Genomic DNA, 21359 nt, shown 5'->3' with positions numbered 1-21359 from the left:
GATAACTCAGGCAGCTTTTTCTACCGTCTGTCCTTCCGGGCGTTTCAACACCGCGTAGGAGAGACCGGCCACCAGGGTACCGGCGACAATCGCCAGCAGGTAACCCAGGACAGGCGTAATTGCGCCTGGAATCAGCAGGACAAACAGACCGCCGTGCGGCGCCATCAGTTTCGCCCCAATAGCCATGGAGATAGCCCCGGTCACCGCGCCACCCACGATACAGCATGGCAGGACGCGCATCGGGTCGCGGGCAGCAAACGGAATCGCCCCTTCAGAGATAAAGCACAGACCCAGAACCAGCGCCGCTTTGCCCCCTTCCCGTTGGCCTTTATCAAACTTGTTGCGAGCGACCAGCGTAGCGATACCCATCGCCAGCGGTGGCACCATACCGGCCGCCATAATCGCCGCCATCGGTGCGTAGGTCTGGGTACTCAGCAGACCAACGCCAAAGGCATAGGCCGCTTTGTTCACCGGGCCGCCCATATCGGTACACATCATTGCACCGAGGATTGCCCCCAGCAGCACGGCATTCGCCGTTCCCATCGTTTGCAGCCAGTGGGTCAGACCTTCCAGGATGCCGGCAACCGGTTTACCGATCAGGTAGATCATGGCCAGACCGACGATCAGGCTGGAAACCAGCGGAATGATCAGAATCGGTTTCAGCGCTTCCATGCTTGGCGGCAGTTTTAATTTCGTGCTAATCAGTTTGGCAACGTAGCCGGCAAGGAAACCGGCGATGATCCCGCCGATAAAGCCGGAACCTCCGCTGACGGCCAGCATACCGCCAATAAGACCCGGCGTCAGACCTGGACGATCCGCGATGGAGAAGGCAATAAAGCCCGCCAGCACCGGTACCATCAGCGCAAAGGCTGAACCACCACCGATTTGCATCAGCGCGGCTGCCAGCGTCCCTTTCACTTCAAAGGCTTTAATCCCAAAGGCGAAGGAGAGCGCAATACACAGACCACCGGCAACAACCATCGGCAGCATGTAAGAAACACCGGTCAGCAGGTGACGATAAGCTCCACCGCCCTCTTTCTTCGCAGAGTCAGCCTGCTGGCTGCCCTGTCCGGAAGGCTGGTACGGTTTTGCTTCCGCAACGGCTTTATCCAGCTCCTGCGTGGTTTTCTTCAGCGCCAGACCGGTGGTGGTACGATACATCGGCTTACCGGCAAATTTTGCCAGGTCCACTTCAATGTCGGCCGCCACAATCACCAGATCCGCCTGAGCAACTTCTTCCGGGGTGATTGCATTGCCGGCACCAACGGAACCGCGGGTTTCAACTTTCACCCACCAGCCACGTTTTTTGGCTTCGGTTTCAATGGCTTCAGCCGCCATAAAGGTATGTGCGACGCCGGTAGGACATGCCGTAATCGCCACGATACGTTTGGCACCACCGGTCGCGGCCGGCAGCGCAGCAGCAGCCGGCGCAGCGTACGCCGTCGCATGGCCTTTCGCTTCGCTCAGGAACAGTTCCGGGTGGGCAACGGCGCGATTAATATCGCCGAGGTACACCTGTTTACCGTTCAGCGCGCTATCAGCCGGCAGGGTGGCGCCGAGAACGATCGCCAGTTCAGCATCGTTCGGGTTGTCTGTCAGTTCAAGATGCGCTTTATGCGCTGCGGTACCCAGCAGGGTTTTCGCCATATAGGCGCGCGCCTGTCCAAGTCCGGCATCAATAATCAGCAGCGTTTTCATTATGCCTCTCCTGCTGTTAATTAAAGGGTTTTAAGTCGACACGCGCCATCATGGCGGCCAACTGGGTACGATCGGTAATCCCAACATTGCTCTGGCTGACCGCCAGTGCGGCCACGGCGGTAGCCAGGCGCAGCGTATGTTCGCTGGATTCGCGCATCAGCAGGCCGTAGATCAGGCCACCAACCATGGAATCTCCGGCGCCTACGGTGCTGACCACTTCGACTGAAGGCGGTTTTGCAATCCATTCGCCAGAGGCGTTAACCCACAGCGCGCCTTCTTCTCCCAGGGAGATAACCACATGGGCGATCCCCTGCTCGCGCAGCGCATGCGCCGCGTCAATCACGTCTTTCATATCAGGCAGCTTACGGCCAGCCCAAATCTCCAGCTCGCGACGGTTTGGTTTCACCAGCCACGGCGCGGCTTTCAGACCAGCAACCAGCGCTTCACGGCTACTATCAAAGATAATGCACGGACACTGACTACGCAGGCGAACCATCCAGTCAGTAAAGGCTTCCGGGCTAACGCCTGACGGCAGACTGCCGCTGACGCACACCATATCGAACTGGCCCAGCCAGCTCAGGGAGTCATTAACGAAGCGTTCCCAGTCGGCCGGGGTCACTTCAAAACCGGAGAAGTTGAAATCGGTCACTTCGCCATCTTTTTCCGTCAGCTTAACGTTGATGCGCGTACGGCCCTGCACGACCTGGAAGCGGTTGGCAATCCCCAGCTCGCTGAACAACTGCTGAAAACCATCCTGGTTATCTTTGCCAAGAAATCCCCCAACGGTGACGTCAATGCCGAGATCTTTCAGCACTTTTGCCACGTTGATACCTTTACCTGCCGCATGCAGGCCGGTAGTCCGTACCAGGTTCACTTCGCCGCGTTCAATTTCCGGCGTGAAACCCACCAGGTCATATGCCGGGTTTAAAGTAATTGTCGCTACACGTCTGCTCATTTATGCGCCCTCCCCAAGGCCTGCGGCGATCGCTTCGCCAATCGCATCCAGCGCTTGTTGCGCATCTTCACCCTGCGCGGTAAAGCGCAGACGGTGACCTTTCTTCACACCCAGCGCCACGACTTTCATCAGGCTGCGGCCATTGGCCGGCTTGCCGGAACCGTCGAGGTTAGTGACGGTAATGTCGCTGGAAAATTGTTTAATGGTGTTCACCAGCATCGTGCCCGGACGCGCATGCAGCCCGTGCTCATTGCGCACCACATACTCAGCGCTCAGCACGTCGTCGGCGATGGCATCATCGCTGGTCAACAGAGCCAGCAAGGTTGCGCCATCAGACTTCAGCAGACGGTCAGCTTTTTTATCAATCAGCAGATTACTCAGGCGACTCAGTACCGCGGTAGGCTGTTCATCCGCCATCGCGACGGTGATCAGCAGTGATACCGGCTGCTCATCGGTAGTGAAGGCATTCGCGGCGCGACTAACCGCAATCGCGCTGCGCAGATTACCTTCCGCGCTGTCGTTCAGCCAGATACCCTGCCCAAGGTTCAGCGGCGTATCATTGATCGCGCGGCTGACAAAGGAAGCGTCAACGGCACCGGCTTCCTTCAGACGTGCGGCGTTTAGCGCCTGCAAGGTCAGCAGGTCGCTGGCAGCAATATCCAGACTCAGAGTGTCATTATCCAGCTTCAGCGCTTCGCTCTGCTTTTCGCCCATCAGCAGGGCTCGCAGTTCTTCCGCCGTGGTTGCTGACTTGAGTTGTTCAGCCACCGAGTCATCGCTCAGGACGTGGGTCAGCTGACGCAGCAGCCCCAGATGTTCATCCGAGCTGGCGGCAATGCCGATAGCCACGTACGCGGTCTGCCCTTCTCCCCAGGTAACGCCCTGTGGAAATTGATAAACCTGAACGCCGGTCTTCAGCACCTGGTCACGCGTATCGGTCGTCCCGTGCGGGATAGCAATGCCGTTGCCAAGGAATGTGGAGGTCTGCTGCTCGCGAGCCAGCATCCCGTTAAGGTAGCCTTCCGCCACGTTGCCCGCGCTGACCAGCGCTGCGGCAACCTGACGAATCGCCTCTTCTTTATTACCGGCCTGCTGGCCGGGATGAATATCCTGCACAGATAACTGGAACATGGTTCTCCTCTCCTGCTGAATTGAATCGTTTCAGCTACTTTGAGAAAAAAAGCGTCATCTTCCTGATGGATAAACTCCCGATGACGCTGAAACGTTTCAATGAGTCTGTACCTTTCTTATCCACTGCGCAAGATCTGTTATCATCCTGATAACAGAAATTAGAGGTGCAGCACATTTTTGCTGAAGCTCACTCTCCACATTCAGCCTGGCGTCAGCTTTTTGCTGAACATCTTAATTTGAAACTGCTTTTTAATTTTTCATACCATACTACTGTTCATTTTCTGAGTGCCGGCGTAAACTCCGCTGCTCTAACAATTACAGATAACCGCACATGCAAAACAGTAGCACCGCCCTCCCTCGACGCGGGTTCGATTTAACCTCTTCTGCTTTCCTGATCGTCGCCTTCCTGACAGGCATCGCCGGCGCGTTGCAAACGCCGACGCTGAGCCTGTTCTTGACCAATGAAGTGCATGTACGCCCGGCGATGGTCGGTTTCTTTTTTACCGGCAGCGCGGTCATCGGTATTTTGGTCAGTCAGTTTCTGGCCGGACGTTCGGACCGCCAGGGCGATCGTAAACAGCTGATCGTCTTTTGTTGCCTGCTCGGGGTCCTGGCCTGCCTGCTGTTTGCCTGGAATCGCAACTACTTTATCCTGTTGTTCGTCGGGGTCTTCCTCAGCAGCTTCGGCTCTACCGCTAACCCACAGATGTTCGCCCTTGCGCGCGAGCATGCCGATAAAACCGGCCGCGAAGCCGTCATGTTCAGCTCCATTCTACGCGCCCAGGTTTCGCTGGCATGGGTCATCGGCCCGCCGCTGGCCTACGCGCTGGCGATGGGCTTCGGTTTTACCGTGATGTATCTCTGCGCCGCGATTGCCTTCGTCGTCTGCGGGGCGATGGTCTGGTTCTTTCTGCCCAGCATGCGCAAAGAGAAACAGGCTGTCGTGGGTCATCTGGAAGCGCCGCGAACCCATCGTCGCGATGCGCTACTGCTGTTCAGCGTTTGCACATTAATGTGGGGTATCAATAGCCTGTACATTATTAATATGCCGCTCTATATCATTAATGAACTGCATTTGTCAGAGAAGCTGGCCGGGTTGATGATGGGGACCGCCGCCGGGCTGGAAATCCCGACGATGCTGATTGCCGGTTATTACGCCAGGCGCTTTGGAAAGCGGTTTTTGATGCGTATTGCTGCGGTGGCAGGAATCTTGTTTTACGTGGGGATGCTGCTGGTGCATACGCCAGTATTACTGCTGGCGATGCAGGCGCTGAACGCCATTTTCATCGGTATCCTGGCGGGTATAGGCATGCTCTATTTCCAGGACCTGATGCCAGGCCAGGCCGGGGCCGCCACCACGCTCTATACCAATACAACGCGCGTCGGCTGGATTATCGCCGGTTCGCTGGCGGGCGTCGTCGCTGAAATCTGGAGCTATCACGCGGTTTTCTGGATTGCACTCGGCATGGGTGCCGCCTCAATGATTTGCCTGTGGCGCATAAAGGACGTTTAAGACGCGGTACTCGCTTCCAGCCGGATAAGACCGGTCATAGCCGCATCACGATTCGTCGAACACATCTCCAGAATCGGATGCAGGCTCGCGCAAACTTTCAGTCTGAGCGGCGCCGTAAAGATGTTGCACAGATTATTGGCTGAAAGCTGGATGCAGCGCGTATTAGCGGGCTTGCCAGATATACAATTATTCATGGTTTTAAATTTATACCCCTGCAGTCAGCATCAGGCATATCTTATTTTCCTATCCCCCAAAGTCATCATCCTCAATAAGTCACAAACTGTACTCACATGTGTATTTTTCATCTATGAAACAACTGCATTTCATGATTCTGATATATCCACATTCAACGGAAAAATACTCATAAAAGTAAACATCTAAATTATCTGTGGTAATTCAACTATCAAACCGAAATATGCTGTACATGACTCATCAACGCTTCCATAAACACGCGCAGCACGGCAGGTTGTGTGGTTGTGCGCTTGGTTACCGAAGAAAAAGGCCATTTCGAACCAAATTGTTCCGGCACAATTTGTTGCATCTGGCCCGTATCCACCCATTGGCGGGCGTAATGCGTTGGCAAGAAACCGATATAAGCACCGGTCAGAATTAAAATAGCCTGCGCCTCAACATTATCCACCGTTGCCGCCGCACTGCCTGATTTAAGCAATTGCAAATCGCGCTGTTGCAAGAAACTCCGTGCCACTATTTGACTATCACGGATAGTTTCAATAAGCACTTCACCACTGGGTAAGTTATTAAACAAGGGATGATAACAGCTGCAATACAGGCCATCAGGCTCGTCATAGATATGGGTATATGACAACCCGGCTACCTCAAACGGGAAATGGCCTATTGCGATATGTAAGCGCCCATCCAGCACACGGGCTTCAAGCTCTGCGGGGGTGCCAATGTAAATATCCAGCTGCACATCGTGGCCATGCGAGACAAACCCACGCAACGCGCGTGACAGCACGCTGCCACTGTCGGTAACCGTATTATCAATAATGCCCAGATAAAGCCTGCCTGAAATATGCTGCTTAAGCGCTGAGGTATCCATGCAGAACGTGTCCACCGCCAGCAGCAGGCGTTGTGCCGCCTCGTAAGTAGCCGCTCCGTATTCGGTAAGACGAAAACCGCTGCGCCCTCTTTCGCACAATTTGACGCCAAGTCGCGTTTCAAGACTGGTCATCTGTTCGCTGATGGTGGATTGGCTAACATTTAATGCGGCCTGCGCGGCTGAAAAACCGTTGCAGTTCACAATTGTCATGAAAATTCTCAGCAACTTAAGATCAATATTGTGCAGTTGATTCACGCTTTGCTCCCTTCACGAATTGCTTCGGAATTACCGATATGAACATCTGATATTTTCTATTTTTATCCCTCAAATTGTTGTCCATAGTCAATGTCATGGCAAATAAACATGTGCCAGGTCGCATCAGAATATCCACAGTGAATGGGGAAAACATGGGAAACAATAACTATGAGACAGGGCGATTAAATTTGCCATTCGTCGGGCATTGTACTTTTGCCAAATCGCCGGTTTGCCTTAATTGGGAAGAAATAGATGCTGATGTCGCTATTCTCGGCGCACCCAATGATATGGGCACCCAATGGCGCTCTGGTGCCCGTTTTGGACCACGCAGTATTCGTGAAGCGTCTACGCTATTTTCATTCGGCCATGCCGGTGCTTATGACCATGAAGATGATGTGCTCTACCTGACTGAAGACCAGGTGCGCATGGTTGATGTGGGTGATGCGGATATCGTCCATACCGATATGGTGAGCAGCAACGCCAATATTGAACTGGCAGTGCGTAAAATACTTGCCTCCGGTGCTATGCCGATTGTTTTGGGTGGCGATCATTCAATACACGCCCCGGTCATCAAAGCCTACGAAGGTCTGGGTCCGGTTCACATTGTCCACTTCGATGCCCACCTTGATTTTGTCGATGAACGTCACGGTGTGCGCTATGGCCATGGCAGCCCGTTACGCCGCGCCTCAGAAATGGACCATATCGTCGGCATGACCCAGTTGGGCATTCGTAACGTCTCTTCATCTAACCGCAGCGACTATGACTCAGCACGTGCAGCGGGCTCCAGCATTCTGTCAGTGCGTGATGTACGCCGCTTAGGCACTGAGGGTGTACTCGAACAAATTCCAGGGGGCTGTAACTACTACCTGACCATTGATATTGACGGTTTCGACCCCTCTATCGCCCCGGGCACAGGCACACCAAGTCATGGCGGCTTCCAGTATTACGAGGTGCTGGAAATCATTCAGGCTCTCGCTAAACGCAGTGGCGGCAACATTATCGGTATGGATTTGGTGGAAGTCGCTCCGGCTTATGATCCAACGGGCGTGACCTCGATCCTTGCCGCCCAGCTACTGATGAACAGCATTGGTTTCATTTTCCATGAGCGTAAACAAGCCCGATATCGCTAACTAAATTCGGTGTGGTGTTGCCATCACCCTTCTCCCCCAAACCCGGGGGGCAAAATTCGGGTTTAAAAAAGAGAGGACATGCAAATGGACGCAACAGTACAACAGTATCTCGACCAATACGGTATCTCCGAAACAACTCGGCGCTTTTTGACTAAACCACAGAAAATGTTCATTGGCGGCCAGTGGGTAACGGGCAGCACCGGTGAAGTGAGTGCGGTTATCGAGCCGTCCACGCAAGGCGTGCTCACCACTATTCCACTTGCAACCACCGCCGATCTTGACCGCGCGGTAGCCGCCGCCCGCCATCAGTTTGACCACGGTGAGTGGCGTGGCCTGAAGCCTCTTGAGCGTGAGCGCCTGATGCACCGTCTGGCTGACCTGATTGAAGCCAACGCCGATGAACTGGCTGAAATTGAGTCCATCGATATGGGTAAATCGGCAGCCCAGGCGCGTGCTGTTGATATCCAGGGCACCATTGATACCTTCCGCTATTTTGCAGGCTGGGCTTCTAAACTGCATGGCCGCACCGTCGAGCCATCGCTGCCAGGCAATTATCTGGCCTATACCCGTAAAGAACCGCTTGGCGTAGTGGCTGCCATTGTGCCGTGGAATTTCCCGCTCCAGACCATGGCATGGAAACTGGCGGCAGCATTGGCGGTCGGCTGTACCGCGGTGATTAAACCTGCGGAGCTTACTTCGCTCTCAACATTGCGCTTTGCCGAATTGGTCCAGGAAGCGGGTATCCCGGACGGCGTGGTTAATATCATCACCGGTTACGGCAGCGTGATTGGTGCGGCTATGACCCGCCACCCAGGTATCGATAAAGTCACCTTCACCGGTTCAACCCCTGTTGGCCGAGCCGTCGGGCAGACTGCGGTTGAAAACATCAAGCGTGTCACCCTTGAGCTGGGCGGTAAATCTCCGGTTCTGGTGTTAGAAGATGCAGACATCCCGGCAGCAGCCCAGGCTGTTGCCAACGGCGTGTTTTTTAACTCAGGTCAGGTGTGCGATGCCGGTACGCGCGCCTATATTCACCGCAGTATTTATGACAAGTTTCTGGCCGCGCTTGCCGACTACACCGCGACGCTAAAAATAGCACCGGGTTTGGACGAGGAGTGCTTCATCAGCCCGCTGGTATCCGCCAGACAAAAAGACACCGTGCTGTCCTACATTGAAGCGGGCATTAACGAAGGCGCGACGCTGTACTACGGTGGCCGCCCCCGGGAAGGAAACGGTTTCTTTGTTGAGCCAACCATCTTTGCCCACTGCCGCAATGAAATGCGCATTGTCCAGGAAGAGATCTTCGGCCCGGTGCTGGTAACCGCACCGTTCGATACCGTCGAGGAAGCCATTACCCTTGCCAACGATTCACCCTATGGTCTGGCCGCCGCCATTTATTCCAACGACCTTGCCGGTGTACACACTCTGATTCCAAAGCTCAAAGCCGGTTCAGTGTATGTGAACGCGCACAGTACCATCGACCCAGCCCTACCGTTTGGTGGCTACAAAGAGTCTGGTTTTGGTAAGGACCTCGGGCCTGAACAACTCGACTACCTGATGGAAACCAAAACCGTCTGGATAACGCTGCCGTCGTAATGCCACACGCCCGCCCAGGCTTTCAGCATGATGCTGCTCGCCTGGGGAACCGTTGCGAAATGAACACGAACAGGCCAGTGGCTGGCTTGATAAATTTTATTGCTTCACCCTTTTTGCTCATGGGGTACACCATGCAAACTCAATCTACAGCCGCGAAAGGGAGCTACAGCGAGCAAAGCACTATCGAAGGACGCTCAATAGATTTTGTGCCAGAACATGAACGCACCGATAAACTCTCAAGCCAGGGGCCTTTCTGGTTTGTCGGCAACTTTACCTTCTTTACCATGACCATAGGCTTTGTCGGGCCGAGTGTCGGGCTTGATTCGATTTGGACCACCATCGGCGGAACGCTGGGTATCATGTTCGGCACATTGTTCATGGCCTTCCATGGTTCACAAGGGCCGCATCTCGGGCTGCCGCAGATGATTCAGTCACGCGCCCAGTTTGGTTACCGGGGGGTAGTGCTGGTATTAATTGCCACGCTGTTTGTGTTTGCAGGCTTTAATATTGTCAACCTGGTGCTGATGATGCAGGGGCTAAAAGCCCTGTTCAGTTGGGACCCGATACAAGTCGCACTCGCAGTAACGGTGCCTGCCACCATTCTGGCTATTCTCGGCCACGACTGGATGCACAAAACCTTTAAATGGTCACTGTATTTGTCGCTGCCGTTGTACGGTCTGGTCACCCTTGCGGTGCTGATGGGCTGGGTGCATGACGCGCCAGCGATAGAAGGAGCCGTTCAGGGATCGCGGTTAGGCTTTAACTGGACCGGTTTTATTGCCCAGTTTGCGGCAGCAGCCAGTTATAACATTGCCTATGCACCGTATGTTTCTGATTATTCACGCTACCTGCCGAAAAATACCTCTAGTGGCAAGCTCATCGCAGCGGTGTTTTTAGGGGCATCGCTGTCGGGTGCATGGATGATTTCGGTCGGTGGCTGGTTGGCGGCCCATCTGCAGGCCACCAATGTGCTGGTCGCCCTTAACGCGGTGGGTGCGGGCTTCGCGCCGCATCTGGGTACGGTAGTGGTCGCCATCACTATACTGGCTTTCCTACCCGTTATCGCGATGAACATCTACAGCGCCAAACTCACCACCATCACCAGTGTTGACTCCTTTAAGAAGATAGAACCGACGGCTAAAGCACGCGTGGTGGCGATTATCTTCGTGGTGTTTTTGCAACTGGGCGTGGCGATGAGCATCTACAACTCGGGATCTGGTTTGTCGGTACTCAACATCTACCTGGTGGTGATGCTTTACTTTCTGGTGCCGTGGACGGCGGTCAACCTTACCGACTATTTCTTCGTGCGCCGTGGCCGCTATGCCATTCCACATTTCTTCTTGCCGCACGACAACATTTATGGCCGTTGGGGGGCGCGCGGCTTGCTGTCTTACTTTGTCGGCTTTGTGGCGATGATCCCCTTCTTCTGCATCTTCGATGGTAGCCGGGAAGTGTTCATCGGCCCGATTGCCAGGGCGATGGGCAGTGTAGATTTGGCGTGGCTTGTCGGGCTTATTGTCTCAAGCATCACCTACTACATAGCCTGCCGCTCGCTCAATTTGCATCATGAAGAGACGGTCATTGCACATATCGAAGCCAATATGCCGGAGTACACCACCGGGACGAAAAAACGAGCCTGAGACGATTGTCCAGAACCAAAATGGAGCAAAAATATTATGTCTACCAAACGATATGATTACATCATCGTCGGTGCCGGGTCCGCAGGCTGTGTACTGGCAAACCGTCTGACGGAAGACCCTGGCGTCAAGGTATTGGTAATTGAATTCGGCGGGAGTGATAAGAGCATCATCATTCAAATGCCGAGCGCGTTCTCGCTACCGATGAACACCAAAAAATATAACTGGCACTATGAAACCGAACCCGAGCCGTATCTGGATGGCCGCCGCCTGCACTGCCCTCGCGGCAAAGTGCTGGGTGGGTCGTCGTCAATAAACGGCCTGGTTTACATCCGCGGACATGCTTATGACTTCGATGAATGGGAGTCATTAGGGGCGAAAAACTGGGGTTACCGCAACTGTTTGCCGTATTTCCGTAAAGCGGAGAACTTCAAGTTTGGTGGTGATGACTACCGGGGCTCAGAAGGTCCGCTTAGCACCAACAACGGCAACAATATGCAAAACCCACTGTATGGGGCCTGGGTAGAAGCAGGCGCACAGGCAGGTTACATAAAAACCGAAGATACCAACGGCTATATGCAAGAAGGTTTTGGCGCCATGCATATGACGGTCAAAAATGGCGTGCGCTGGTCGACGGCAAACGCCTATTTGCGCCCGGCAATGGAACGTCCAAACCTGAGCGTCATCACCAATGCCATGAGCCGTAAACTGGTGCTCGAAGGCAAGCGTGTGGTGGGGGTTGAATATGAGCAAAACGGGGTCGTCCACATCGTGCACTGCGCCCGTGAGGTGATAGTCTCCTCTGGTCCTATCGGTTCCCCTCACCTGCTTCAGCGTTCCGGTATCGGCCCGGCCAACGTGCTGCGTAAAGCTGGCATTGAGGTGAAACACGACTTACCCGGCGTGGGGGAAAACTTGCAAGATCACGCCGAAATTTACATCCAGTTCGAATGTAAAGAGCCGGTGTCACTCAACAGTAAAATGGGGCTGTTCTCTAAGGCAATGATTGGCCTGCGCTGGTTATTGTTCAAAGACGGTTTAGGGGCAAGCAACCATTTTGAAGCCGGCGGGTTTATCCGCTCAGCTAAAGGGTTACGCTGGCCGGATATCCAGTTCCACTTCCTGCCTGCGGCAATGCGCTATGACGGCGACAAACCGTTCAAAGGGCACGGTTTTATGGTGCTGACTGGCCCCAATAAACCCAAAAGCCGCGGCTATGTGCGTGTCCGTTCCGCCGACCCGTATCAGCATCCGGAAATCCGTTTTAACTATCTGGAGCGCGAAGAAGACCGTGAAGGCTTCCGCCGGTGTGTGCGCCTGACGCGTGAGGTAATTGGCCAGCAAGCAATGGACAGCTTCCGTGGAGAGGAACTGGCCCCTGGTCCGAATGTGAAAACAGACGCAGAGATCGATGCTTTTGTGCGTGCCAATATGGAAAGTACCATGCACCCGTGTGGTTCTTGCAAGATGGGTGAAGACAGCCTTGCGGTGGTCGATTCTGAACTGCGTGTTCATGGCCTGCAAGGTGTGCGGGTAGTGGATTCATCGGTGTTCCCGACCGAACCTAACGGCAACCTGAACGCACCGACGATTATGCTGGCAGAACGCGCGGCGGATTTGATTCGTGGCCGTGCGATGCTGGCACCGTCTGATGTGCAAGTCGGCCTTGCCGCCAACTGGGAAATTCAACAGCGTACCAGCATCCCTCGTCGCGACGTTGCCGTCTGAGACCGTTTGTTGCAGGCAAGCCGCCGCCAGGGATGGTGGTGGCATTGTCCATTCTTGTGAGGCGGGCTGGATAGATGTACGACAAATACTTATGGTGCTGTACTGGACTCCAGTTGGATAAGATAGGTCATAGCCGCATCACGATTCGTCGAACACATCTCCAGAACCGGCTGCAGGCTCGCGCACACTTTCGGTCTGAGCGGCGACGTAAAGATGTTGCACAGATTATTGTCTGAAAGCTGGATACAGCGCGTGTTAGCGGGCTTGCCGTTAGGCATTCCTGGGATCGGGGATGAAATAGAAGGGGCAATACAGCAGGCACCGCAATCGATACGACATTCCATACATGACTCTCTTGATATTGCGGTTCACGGCTCAGCCTAAACGTTTTGCCCAGAGATAGCAAAACTCGCGAATTCCGCTTGCCTGAAAGGCGCGGCACGAGTAGTTTTACGCGATATTTTTTGAATCGTTAAGTGACAGGATTACTGCAATGCCAAGAGCGAATGAAATTAAAAAAGGTATGGTGCTGAATTACAACGGCAAGCTGCTGATTGTAAAAAATATTGATATTCAGTCACCGAGCGCCCGTGGCGCAGCAACGCTGTACAAAATGCGTTTCTCTGATGTGCGTACCGGCCTGAAAGTGGAAGAGCGCTTCAAGGGCGACGATATCGTTGATACCGTGACGCTGACCCGCCGTTTCGTTGACTTCTCCTATGTTGACGGCAACGAGTACGTATTTATGGATAAAGAAGATTACACGCCATACACCTTTACCAAAGAGCAGATTGAAGAAGAGCTGCTGTTTATCCCGGAAGGTGGCATGCCTGACATGCAGGTTCTGACCTGGGATGGCCAGCTGCTGGCGCTGGAACTGCCACAGACCGTGGACCTGGAGATCGTTGAAACTGCACCGGGCATTAAAGGCGCATCGGCCAGCTCCCGTACCAAACCAGCGACCATGAGCACCGGTCTGGTGATTCAGGTTCCGGAATATCTGACCACCGGCGAGAAGATTCGTATCCATATCGAAGAAAGCCGCTATATGGGCCGCGCAGACTAATAACGCTTGATGCTGGATAAGGCTGAAAACGCCTTATCCATAGCGTGCAGCGCAAGAAAACAAAAAAGGACAGCCCCAGGCTGTCCTTTTTACGTTCTCACCGCCAAATTTACAGCAGTTCAGGATACTTCGTCATCTTCAGCGCCAGCTCCACGCCGCGCACTTCCGCCATCCCTTTCAGACGACCGATCGCCGAATATCCCGGGTTGGTTTTTTTACGCAGATCGTCCAGCATCTGGTGACCATGGTCCGGACGGAACGGAATCGGACGCAGATCGCCCGAATGCTTACGGCGCAGCTCTTCGTTCAGAATCGCATCGACCACCGCCACCATATTAACGTCGCCGGTCAGGTGCGCCGCTTCGTGGAACGTTTTTGGGTTCTCTTCACGACAGGTGGAACGCAGATGGGTGAAGTGAATCCGGTCACCGAACGTTTCCACCATTTTCACCAGGTCGTTATCGGCACGCACGCCGTAAGAACCGGTACACATCGTAAAGCCGTTGTTTATGCTATCTACGGTCTCTTTCAGCCACTGCATATCTTCGATAGTCGAAACGATTCGCGGCAGGCCGAGGATTGGGCGCGGCGGATCGTCCGGGTGAACCGCCAGGCGCACGCCCACTTCTTCACATACCGGCACGATAGCGCGCAGGAAGACGGCCATATTGTCACGCAGCTGGGCTTTATTAATCTGGTCATATTCCGCCAGGCGTGCGCGGAACTGGTCGAGGGTATAGCCCTCTTCTGCCCCCGGCAAACCCGCGATGATGTTGCGAGTCAGCTTATCAATGTCCGCTTCGCTCATCGCCGTGAAACAGGCCTGCGCCTGGCGCTGCTCTTCTTCGCTGTAATCTGCCTCGGCGCCGGGACGCTTCAGGATATGCAGCTCAAACGCCGCGAAGGCGATTTGATCGAAACGTAATGCCTTCGAACCGTCCGGCAACAGGTATTCCAGATCGGTACGCGTCCAGTCGAGAATCGGCATGAAGTTGTAGCAAACGGTGTCAATCCCGCAGGCTGCCAGGTTACGGATGCTTTGCTGATAGTTGGCAATCCAGGTCGCACACTGCCCGCTATGGGTCTTGATCTCTTCATGCACCGGAATGCTTTCAACGACCGACCACGTCAGCCCTTTTTCTGCCAGCAACGCCTGACGTTGTTTAATTTCTTCAACAGGCCAGATTTGACCGTTGGGAATATGGTGCAGTGCGGTGACTACGCCCGTCGCGCCTGCCTGCCGTACATCATCAAGCGATACCGGATCGTTCGGTCCATACCAACGCCAGGTTTGTTCCATCGCTATGCCCTCTCAAAGTTGTTATACCAATAATGCGAACATCAATGATGACTACCATACAGGCTTCCCGTGAAGGATCAATTTATCCCGCCAGATTGATTGATCCAGCTCACACTAAGCGTATAAATACGGCTCACCAATTTAATTTGCTGTCATATAACTTTACACTGGCATTGTTAAACATTGGTTAATCAGGTGTGTGAAGAATGACAACTATTGCTACCGCTACGCTGCCAGAAGGCGTGCAGCTTCCTCAGTACGATCGCCGCCAGCTGCGTTCGCGTATCGTGCACTTTGGCTTCGGCGCGTTTCATCGCGCACACCAGGCCCTGTTGACCGATCGGGTGCTGAATACCCGCGGCGGAGACTGGGGGATCTGCGAAATCAGTCTGTTCAGCGGCGACCGGCTGATGAGCCAGCTTCGTCAGCAGGACCACCTGTTCACCGTGCTGGAAAAAGGCGCGCAGGGTAACCAGCCGATTGTCGTTGGCGCCGTCCACGAATGTCTGAATGCAAAGCTGGACTCTCTTCCCGCGATCATCGAAAAATTTTGCGAACCGCAGGTGGCCATTGTCTCGCTCACCATCACCGAGAAAGGCTACTGCATCGACCCTGCAACCGGCTCACTGGATCTGACCCAGCCGCGCATCATTCACGATCTGGAAAACCCGGCGCTGCCGCAGTCGGTGCCGGGCATTCTGGTCGAGGCCCTGGCTCGCCGCCGCGCACGCGGCCTGCCGCCGTTTACCGTGCTCTCCTGCGATAATATTCCTGACAACGGTCACGTGGTTAAAAATGCCGTGCTGGGTATGGCGGAAAAACGCGATCCTGAACTGGCACAGTGGATTGCCGAACACGTCAGTTTTCCAGGCACCATGGTTGACCGTATCGTACCGGCCGCCACCGATGAGTCGCTGGCTGAAATCAGCGCCGCACTTGGCGTGGAAGACCCCTGCGCCATCAGCTGCGAACCCTTTATTCAATGGGTGATTGAAGATAATTTCGTGGCAGGCCGCCCGGCATGGGAAACGGCCGGCGTCCAGATGACCGATAATGTGCTGCCTTGGGAGCAGATGAAGCTGCGGATGCTCAACGGCAGCCACTCCTTCCTGGCATATCTCGGCTACCTTGCCGGCAATGCGCATATCAGCGACTGCATGCAGGATGAGATTCTGCGCAGTGCTGCCCGGCGGCTGATGCTCGATGAACAGGCCCCCACGCTCACCATCGAAGGCGTCGATCTGCCGCAATATGCCGACAGCCTGATCGCGCGTTTTAGCAATCCGGCGTTAAAACACCGCACCTGGCAAATAGCCATGGACGGCAGCCAAAAGCTTCCTCAACGCATGCTTGACGGCATTCGCGTACATCTTGAACGCGGAAGCCGCTGGCCGCTGCTGGCGCTCGGCGTTGCGGGCTGGATGCGCTACGTCAGCGGCACAGACGATGCCGGCAATGTCATCGATATCCGCGATCCGCTGAGTGAGAAGATTCAGGCCCTGGTTGCCGGCAGCCGCGAAGAAGAACGCGTCGCAGCCCTGCTTTCACTGGAAGAAATCTTTGGTCGCGATCTCCCGCACAATGCGCAGTTTGTAGCCAATGTTACCGCGGCCTGGGATCAGCTTTGTGCCGTGGGGGCCCGCCAGGCCATCGCCAACGTACCGGAGATTTAACAATTTCTGCTTTTTAGCGGACAGATGTCTTTTCTGTCCGCCGTAACCCTTCTCTTTTCCCCTTTTTTTCGTCAGGATAGTCACAACTGTTACAACATTACATTTGTTTCCTGGAGAAAATGTGACCAAAACAAACTTGATCACGGGGTTTCTCGGCAGCGGTAAAACGACCTCGATTCTTCATCTGCTGGCCCATAAGCCTGCAGATGAAAAATGGGCCGTACTGGTTAATGAGTTTGGCGAAGTCGGTATCGACGGTGCTTTGCTGGCCGATAGCGGCGCGCTGCTCAAAGAGATCCCCGGCGGCTGCATGTGCTGTGTCAACGGCCTGCCGATGCAGGTTGGGTTGAATACCCTGTTGCGCCAGGGAAAACCGGATCGTCTGTTGATTGAGCCTACCGGGCTCGGCCATCCCAAACAAATTCTCGATATTCTGACCGCCGCCGTCTACGAACCGTGGATCGATCTGCGCGCTACGCTGTGCGTGCTGGACCCACGCCAGCTGCTGGACAGTAAAGTGATGGCGAATGACAACTTTCGCGATCAGCTGGCTGCTGCCGACGTCATTGTTAGTAATAAAGCGGACAGAATGACGGTTGAAAGCGAACAGGCCTTTAGCGCCTGGTGGCAGGAACATGCCGGGGAACGTCTGCACGTCACGGCAACGCAAGGGAACATCGACCCGGCGCTGCTGGACTTACCGCGCCTTAATTTTGCCCCACTGCCGGACAGTGCCGGGCATGCTCATAGTCACGGGCAGAAAAAAGGCCTGGCCGCCCTCAGTCTGCCGGACCACCAGCGCTGGCGTCGGAGCCTGAACAGCGGCCAGGGCTACCAGGCCTGCGGCTGGATTTTTGATGCCGATACGACATTTGATACCATCGGCCTGCTTGAGTGGGCTCGCCTGGCGCCAGTTGCCCGCGTAAAAGGCGTGATGCGTATTGCGGAAGGCCTGGTACGTATCAATCGCCAGGGGCTTGATCTGCATATTGAAACCCAAAACGTTGCGCCTCCTGACAGCCGCATTGAGCTGATCACGGAATCCGAGGCGGACTGGAATGCGCTACAAGCCTCTTTGTTGAAACTTCGTTTAAACTAAGGCGGGTATGTTTCCCGCCGTTTGACACAACTCGCAACCGCTATGATTAAAAACCGAATTCCTCTGATCCTGCTGCTTAACGCCGCGGGTTTTGCACTCTTTTTTTCGTGGTATTTGCCCACGGATCATGGATTCTGGCTGCCGCTGGATTCCGCCATTTTCCACTTCTTTAACCACGGCGTGGGCAAGAGTCATGCCTACGCCTGGCTGTTAGCCATCATCAATAACCGCGCTTTCGATGCCTGCTCTTTGCTGGCGATGGGCTGCCTGATGTTGAGCTTCTGGCTGAAAGAACAAAGCGCCGGCCGTCGTCGAATCGTTATTATCGGCCTGGTCATGCTGCTCTTCGCGGTAGTGATTAATCAGCTGGCACAGCATCTGATGCCGGTTAAACGCGCCAGTCCTTCACTCTCATTTAGCGAGATTGTTAAGGTGAGCGATGTCGTCTCTTTCCCGACCAAAGATGCCTCAAAAGACAGTTTTCCAGGCGACCACGGGATGATGCTGCTGATTTTTGCAACCTTCATGTGGCGCTATTTTGGCCGTCGGGCATTTGCTATTGCGTTGGCCATTTTTGTTGTTTTCGCCTTCCCACGGGTCATGATTGGTGCGCACTGGTTTACCGATATTGCCGTTGGTTCATTAACCGCGGTGCTCATTGGCATCCCCTGGGTATTGTTGACGCCATTAAGCGACACGTTAATTGCCTGGTTTAGTCGATCGCTTCCGGGCGATATGGGTAAAAATTAATCGCCTCATTACATATTATTAACCGTACCCATAAGGGATCGTTCTCGGTCCCTTTTTATATTTGTCTATATTTTTATCGTCCAGGTCATACTCCTGTCACATTAATCATCTTACAAATGAACAAATTGCGTATTTTTCACCCATAAATGACGCTATTTTACGCTTTCCCGATGATTCACTTTTAGACGTACAAATTCTTATAAGAAATCTCGCAAAACCGCTCGCCATCCCACGGTTGATAGGGTAACCTCGTTCTCGTTTTGCCTTTCCAGCAACGTCAATCTGGCTCAAAAATAAATTTGTGCGGTATCCCACAAATTTAGGTTTAAGGATTTGTCTCATTGCCGGTAGGTATTTAGGCTCTAACACGTTTGGCATTTTTTATAACGACATTGTCGTTAAGGACAACAAGGGAAAACAAACAACATGGTCAAATCTCAGCCGATTTTGAGATATATCTTGCGGGTTGTACCCGCGATTGCAGTGGCAGTTTTGCTTTCTGCCTGTAGTTCGACAAGTAGTACCGCAAAGAATATGCATTCTGAGACGCATGCTGTGGGTAGTGGCGATTTATCATCACTGCAAGCCTCTCAGGATGAATTTGAAAAAATGGTCAACAATCTGGACGTTAAGTCTCGTTTGATGGACCAGTATGCTAGCTGGAAAGGCGTGCGTTACCGCCTCGGCGGCAGCACCCGGAAAGGGATTGATTGTTCTGCATTCGTGCAGCGTACCTTCCGTGAACAGTTTGGCCTGGAACTGCCGCGCTCAACGTCTGAGCAGCAGGATTCCGGCAAGTCCATTTCACGCTCTCAACTGCGTACCGGTGACTTAGTGCTGTTCCGTGCAGGTTCCACCGGTCGCCACGTCGGTATTTATATCGGCAACGATCAGTTCGTCCATGCTTCCACCAGCAGTGGTGTGACCATCTCCAGCATGAACGAGCCGTACTGGAAAAAGCGCTATAACGAAGCGCGACGAGTTCTGAGCCGCTCGTAATCCTTCCTGCTGTCGGTTTCCCTTGGCTGACATCAGGAACAAAAAAACACTGCTGCGGCAGTGTTTTTTTTTGTCTATTTACATATGAATGCCGCAATATAAGCTATGTCTTGTAGTGGAGATAGAGAAAACGTTTTCTATCAATCCATTGGCGCGACTCATTAACACGGACCGACTATAGCCTATGCTTACCCGTTATCTGTCCCCCCGGCGTAATATTTGGCTGACCAGCATACTCATCGGAGTGATCGTCGCCCTGCTGGCCGGTAGCATTCAGTTTATGGCAATTTACCACAGCCGGTCTGAACGCTTTGACAGCATCATCGACAACGTCAACATTTACCTGACTGATTACTTTCGCGACCTTGATAAAACCATCGCCGATCTGCAACCGCTGGTCGATCAGCAATGTGAAAACATTGCGTCAGGTCTGACCGCAAGGGCGGCCTTTAGTCCGAACGTGCGCGCGTTTTTGCTGGTGAAAAATGGTGTCGTCTTTTGCTCCTCCGCCACTGGCCCAATGAATACTCCGCTGATACGTCTCATCCCACATCTTGATACACGCAAAACGGTCGATATGCGGCTCCTGCCCGGGACGCCAATGATGCCCAAGAGCGCGGCTTTGGCTATGTGGGTACGCAACCCGCACGGCGACGGCGATGATGGGATTTTTGTCTCAATCAATACCAACCTGACGCCCTATATTCTCTACTCCGCCCGGCAGAACGATTTCAGCAGTATTGCGCTGGTCGTCAACGATACCGCCCTTTCCACCCTGACTAACAGCCTCGTTGACCTGCAAAGCATGCCCTCCGAACCCATTCGCCAGTTACAAATCAAAGGCGTGCCGCTGAAGGTGTATCTTTATGCCAACAGCTGGCTGTCGGAGAATACGCAGTTTGCGCTGCTGCTGGGGGTGGTGTGCGGCCTGCTGGGCGGGCTGATCGGCTACTACGTGCTGGCGCTAAAATCTGACCCGCGTAAAGCTATCCTGCAGGGGATAAAGAACCATCAGTTCTATGTTGTCTATCAGCCGGTAGTCAAATCCGATACCCTGCGTATTAGCGGTATCGAAGTCCTGATGCGCTGGCGACATCCGGTGGCCGGTGAAATCCCCCCCGACGTGTTTATTAACCTGGCCGAAACCCAGCAAATGATCGTGCCGCTCACTCATCATCTATTGTCTCTGATTGCCCGCGATGCACCGGCCCTACAAAAAATTCTGCCCGCTGGCAGCAAGCTAGGTCTGAATATCTCGCCGGCCCATCTGCATGCTGACAGTTTTCAGCATGACCTTCAGCAGTTCGCCGCCGCCATGCCGAGTGGCCACTTCAACCTGGTTCTCGAAATTACCGAGCGCGCGATGATCGACAAAAACAAATCGCTGGCTATCTTCGACTGGCTGCACGAGCAGGGGTTTGAAATTGCGATTGACGATTTTGGTACCGGACATAGCGCGCTTATCTACCTGGAGCGCTATAACTTTGACTATCTTAAGATCGATCGCGGCTTTGTGCAGGCCATCGGGACCGAAACCGTCACCTCTCCGGTGCTCGACGCGGTGCTAACGCTCAGCCATCGCCTGAAGCTGATGACCGTTGCAGAAGGCGTTGAAACACCAGAACAGGCGGAATGGCTACGCAAACACGGCGTAGACTACCTGCAGGGCTACTGGCTGAGCCGTCCGCTGCCGCTGGAAACGCTGATCGCGGCACATGACGAACCGGCTCACTATTTTTCCGCCCGGTAACGGTCCTTTATGATGCCTG

The 21359-nt window shown here is 54.0% G+C and carries 17 protein-coding genes and 1 pseudogene; 11 read left to right on the top strand and 7 right to left on the bottom strand.

Annotated features, from left to right (window positions below):
- Nucleotides 1–6 precede the first annotated feature (6 nt).
- Genes fruA through fruB form a run of 3 tightly spaced genes read right to left on the bottom strand, consistent with a single transcriptional unit; the run spans nucleotide 7 to nucleotide 3784 of the window.
- Nucleotides 7–1698, bottom strand: coding sequence for a PTS fructose transporter subunit IIBC (fruA, locus tag ACMYSK_RS01605; protein WP_434639701.1), 1692 nt, complete (start codon nucleotides 1696–1698; stop codon nucleotides 7–9).
- Between the two features lie 16 nt (nucleotides 1699–1714).
- Nucleotides 1715–2653, bottom strand: coding sequence for a 1-phosphofructokinase (gene fruK, locus ACMYSK_RS01600; protein ID WP_123755161.1), 939 nt, complete (start codon nucleotides 2651–2653; stop codon nucleotides 1715–1717).
- On the bottom strand, nucleotides 2654–3784 hold the full coding sequence (fruB, locus tag ACMYSK_RS01595) for a fused PTS fructose transporter subunit IIA/HPr protein (RefSeq protein ID WP_434639699.1): 1131 nt from the start codon (nucleotides 3782–3784) through the stop codon (nucleotides 2654–2656).
- Between the two features lie 331 nt (nucleotides 3785–4115).
- Here fruB and setB point away from each other — a divergent pair, with 331 nt between their 5' ends.
- Nucleotides 4116–5297 (top strand): sugar efflux transporter SetB, encoded by a 1182-nt coding sequence (gene setB, locus ACMYSK_RS01590; protein WP_434639697.1) that lies wholly within the window; start codon nucleotides 4116–4118, stop codon nucleotides 5295–5297.
- On the opposite strand, the pseudogene ACMYSK_RS01585 reads toward setB, so the two are convergent.
- Nucleotides 5294–5473 (bottom strand): annotated as a pseudogene (locus tag ACMYSK_RS01585) (YkgJ family cysteine cluster protein); the annotation flags it as partial. The gene setB and the pseudogene ACMYSK_RS01585 overlap by 4 nt on opposite strands.
- Nucleotides 5474–5700: 227 nt before the next feature.
- Nucleotides 5701–6612, bottom strand: coding sequence for a LysR family transcriptional regulator (locus ACMYSK_RS01580; RefSeq protein ID WP_434639695.1), 912 nt, complete (start codon nucleotides 6610–6612; stop codon nucleotides 5701–5703).
- Between the two features lie 152 nt (nucleotides 6613–6764).
- Here ACMYSK_RS01580 and speB point away from each other — a divergent pair, with 152 nt between their 5' ends.
- The 4 genes from speB (at nucleotide 6765) to betA (ending at nucleotide 12703) form a co-directional block, all read left to right on the top strand.
- Nucleotides 6765–7742, top strand: coding sequence for an agmatinase (speB, locus tag ACMYSK_RS01575; RefSeq protein ID WP_434639693.1), 978 nt, complete (start codon nucleotides 6765–6767; stop codon nucleotides 7740–7742).
- 84 nt (nucleotides 7743–7826) lie between these two features.
- Nucleotides 7827–9338, top strand: coding sequence for an aldehyde dehydrogenase family protein (locus tag ACMYSK_RS01570; protein ID WP_434639692.1), 1512 nt, complete (start codon nucleotides 7827–7829; stop codon nucleotides 9336–9338).
- 131 nt (nucleotides 9339–9469) lie between these two features.
- Entirely contained in the window at nucleotides 9470–10978 is a 1509-nt protein-coding gene (locus tag ACMYSK_RS01565) for a purine-cytosine permease family protein (protein ID WP_434639690.1), read from the top strand.
- A gap of 36 nt (nucleotides 10979–11014) precedes the next feature.
- Entirely contained in the window at nucleotides 11015–12703 is a 1689-nt protein-coding gene (gene betA, locus ACMYSK_RS01560; RefSeq protein ID WP_434639689.1) for a choline dehydrogenase, read from the top strand.
- Between the two features lie 89 nt (nucleotides 12704–12792).
- Here betA and ACMYSK_RS01555 read toward each other — a convergent pair whose 3' ends face one another.
- On the bottom strand, nucleotides 12793–13047 hold the full coding sequence (locus tag ACMYSK_RS01555) for a YkgJ family cysteine cluster protein (RefSeq protein WP_434639687.1): 255 nt from the start codon (nucleotides 13045–13047) through the stop codon (nucleotides 12793–12795).
- Between the two features lie 149 nt (nucleotides 13048–13196).
- Here ACMYSK_RS01555 and yeiP point away from each other — a divergent pair, with 149 nt between their 5' ends.
- The gene (yeiP, locus tag ACMYSK_RS01550; RefSeq protein WP_039079953.1) at nucleotides 13197–13769 is read left to right on the top strand and encodes an elongation factor P-like protein YeiP; all 573 of its coding nucleotides are present in this window, start codon (nucleotides 13197–13199) and stop codon (nucleotides 13767–13769) included.
- 109 nt (nucleotides 13770–13878) lie between these two features.
- On the opposite strand, the gene uxuA is transcribed toward yeiP, so the two are convergent.
- A complete protein-coding gene (uxuA, locus tag ACMYSK_RS01545; protein WP_434639685.1) occupies nucleotides 13879–15069 on the bottom strand; it encodes a mannonate dehydratase in 1191 nt (396 codons plus the stop codon).
- A 206-nt stretch (nucleotides 15070–15275) separates the two neighbouring features.
- On the opposite strand from uxuA, the gene ACMYSK_RS01540 reads away from it, so the two are divergent.
- The 5 genes from ACMYSK_RS01540 to ACMYSK_RS01520 all read left to right on the top strand — a co-directional run bounded on the left by ACMYSK_RS01540 (nucleotide 15276) and on the right by ACMYSK_RS01520 (nucleotide 21340).
- Nucleotides 15276–16742 (top strand): mannitol dehydrogenase family protein, encoded by a 1467-nt coding sequence (locus tag ACMYSK_RS01540; RefSeq protein WP_434639683.1) that lies wholly within the window; start codon nucleotides 15276–15278, stop codon nucleotides 16740–16742.
- A 121-nt stretch (nucleotides 16743–16863) separates the two neighbouring features.
- The gene (locus ACMYSK_RS01535) at nucleotides 16864–17841 is read left to right on the top strand and encodes a CobW family GTP-binding protein (RefSeq protein ID WP_434639682.1); all 978 of its coding nucleotides are present in this window, start codon (nucleotides 16864–16866) and stop codon (nucleotides 17839–17841) included.
- Between the two features lie 42 nt (nucleotides 17842–17883).
- Nucleotides 17884–18591, top strand: a complete 708-nt coding sequence (locus ACMYSK_RS01530; protein WP_434639681.1) for a phosphatase PAP2 family protein — start codon at nucleotides 17884–17886, stop codon at nucleotides 18589–18591.
- Nucleotides 18592–19017: 426 nt separating this feature from the next.
- Nucleotides 19018–19590, top strand: coding sequence for a bifunctional murein DD-endopeptidase/murein LD-carboxypeptidase (gene mepS, locus ACMYSK_RS01525; protein ID WP_434639679.1), 573 nt, complete (start codon nucleotides 19018–19020; stop codon nucleotides 19588–19590).
- A gap of 184 nt (nucleotides 19591–19774) precedes the next feature.
- The gene (locus tag ACMYSK_RS01520) at nucleotides 19775–21340 is read left to right on the top strand and encodes a cyclic di-GMP phosphodiesterase (RefSeq protein ID WP_434639677.1); all 1566 of its coding nucleotides are present in this window, start codon (nucleotides 19775–19777) and stop codon (nucleotides 21338–21340) included.
- Nucleotides 21341–21359: the final 19 nt, after the last annotated feature.

Origin of the sequence: Klebsiella sp. I138 (assembly GCF_051131765.1) — a bacterium.
Classification (GTDB): Bacteria; Pseudomonadota; Gammaproteobacteria; order Enterobacterales; family Enterobacteriaceae; genus Klebsiella.
The sequence above is the reverse complement of the archived record's forward strand: the minus strand, read 5'-3'. Positions and strand labels throughout refer to the sequence as shown.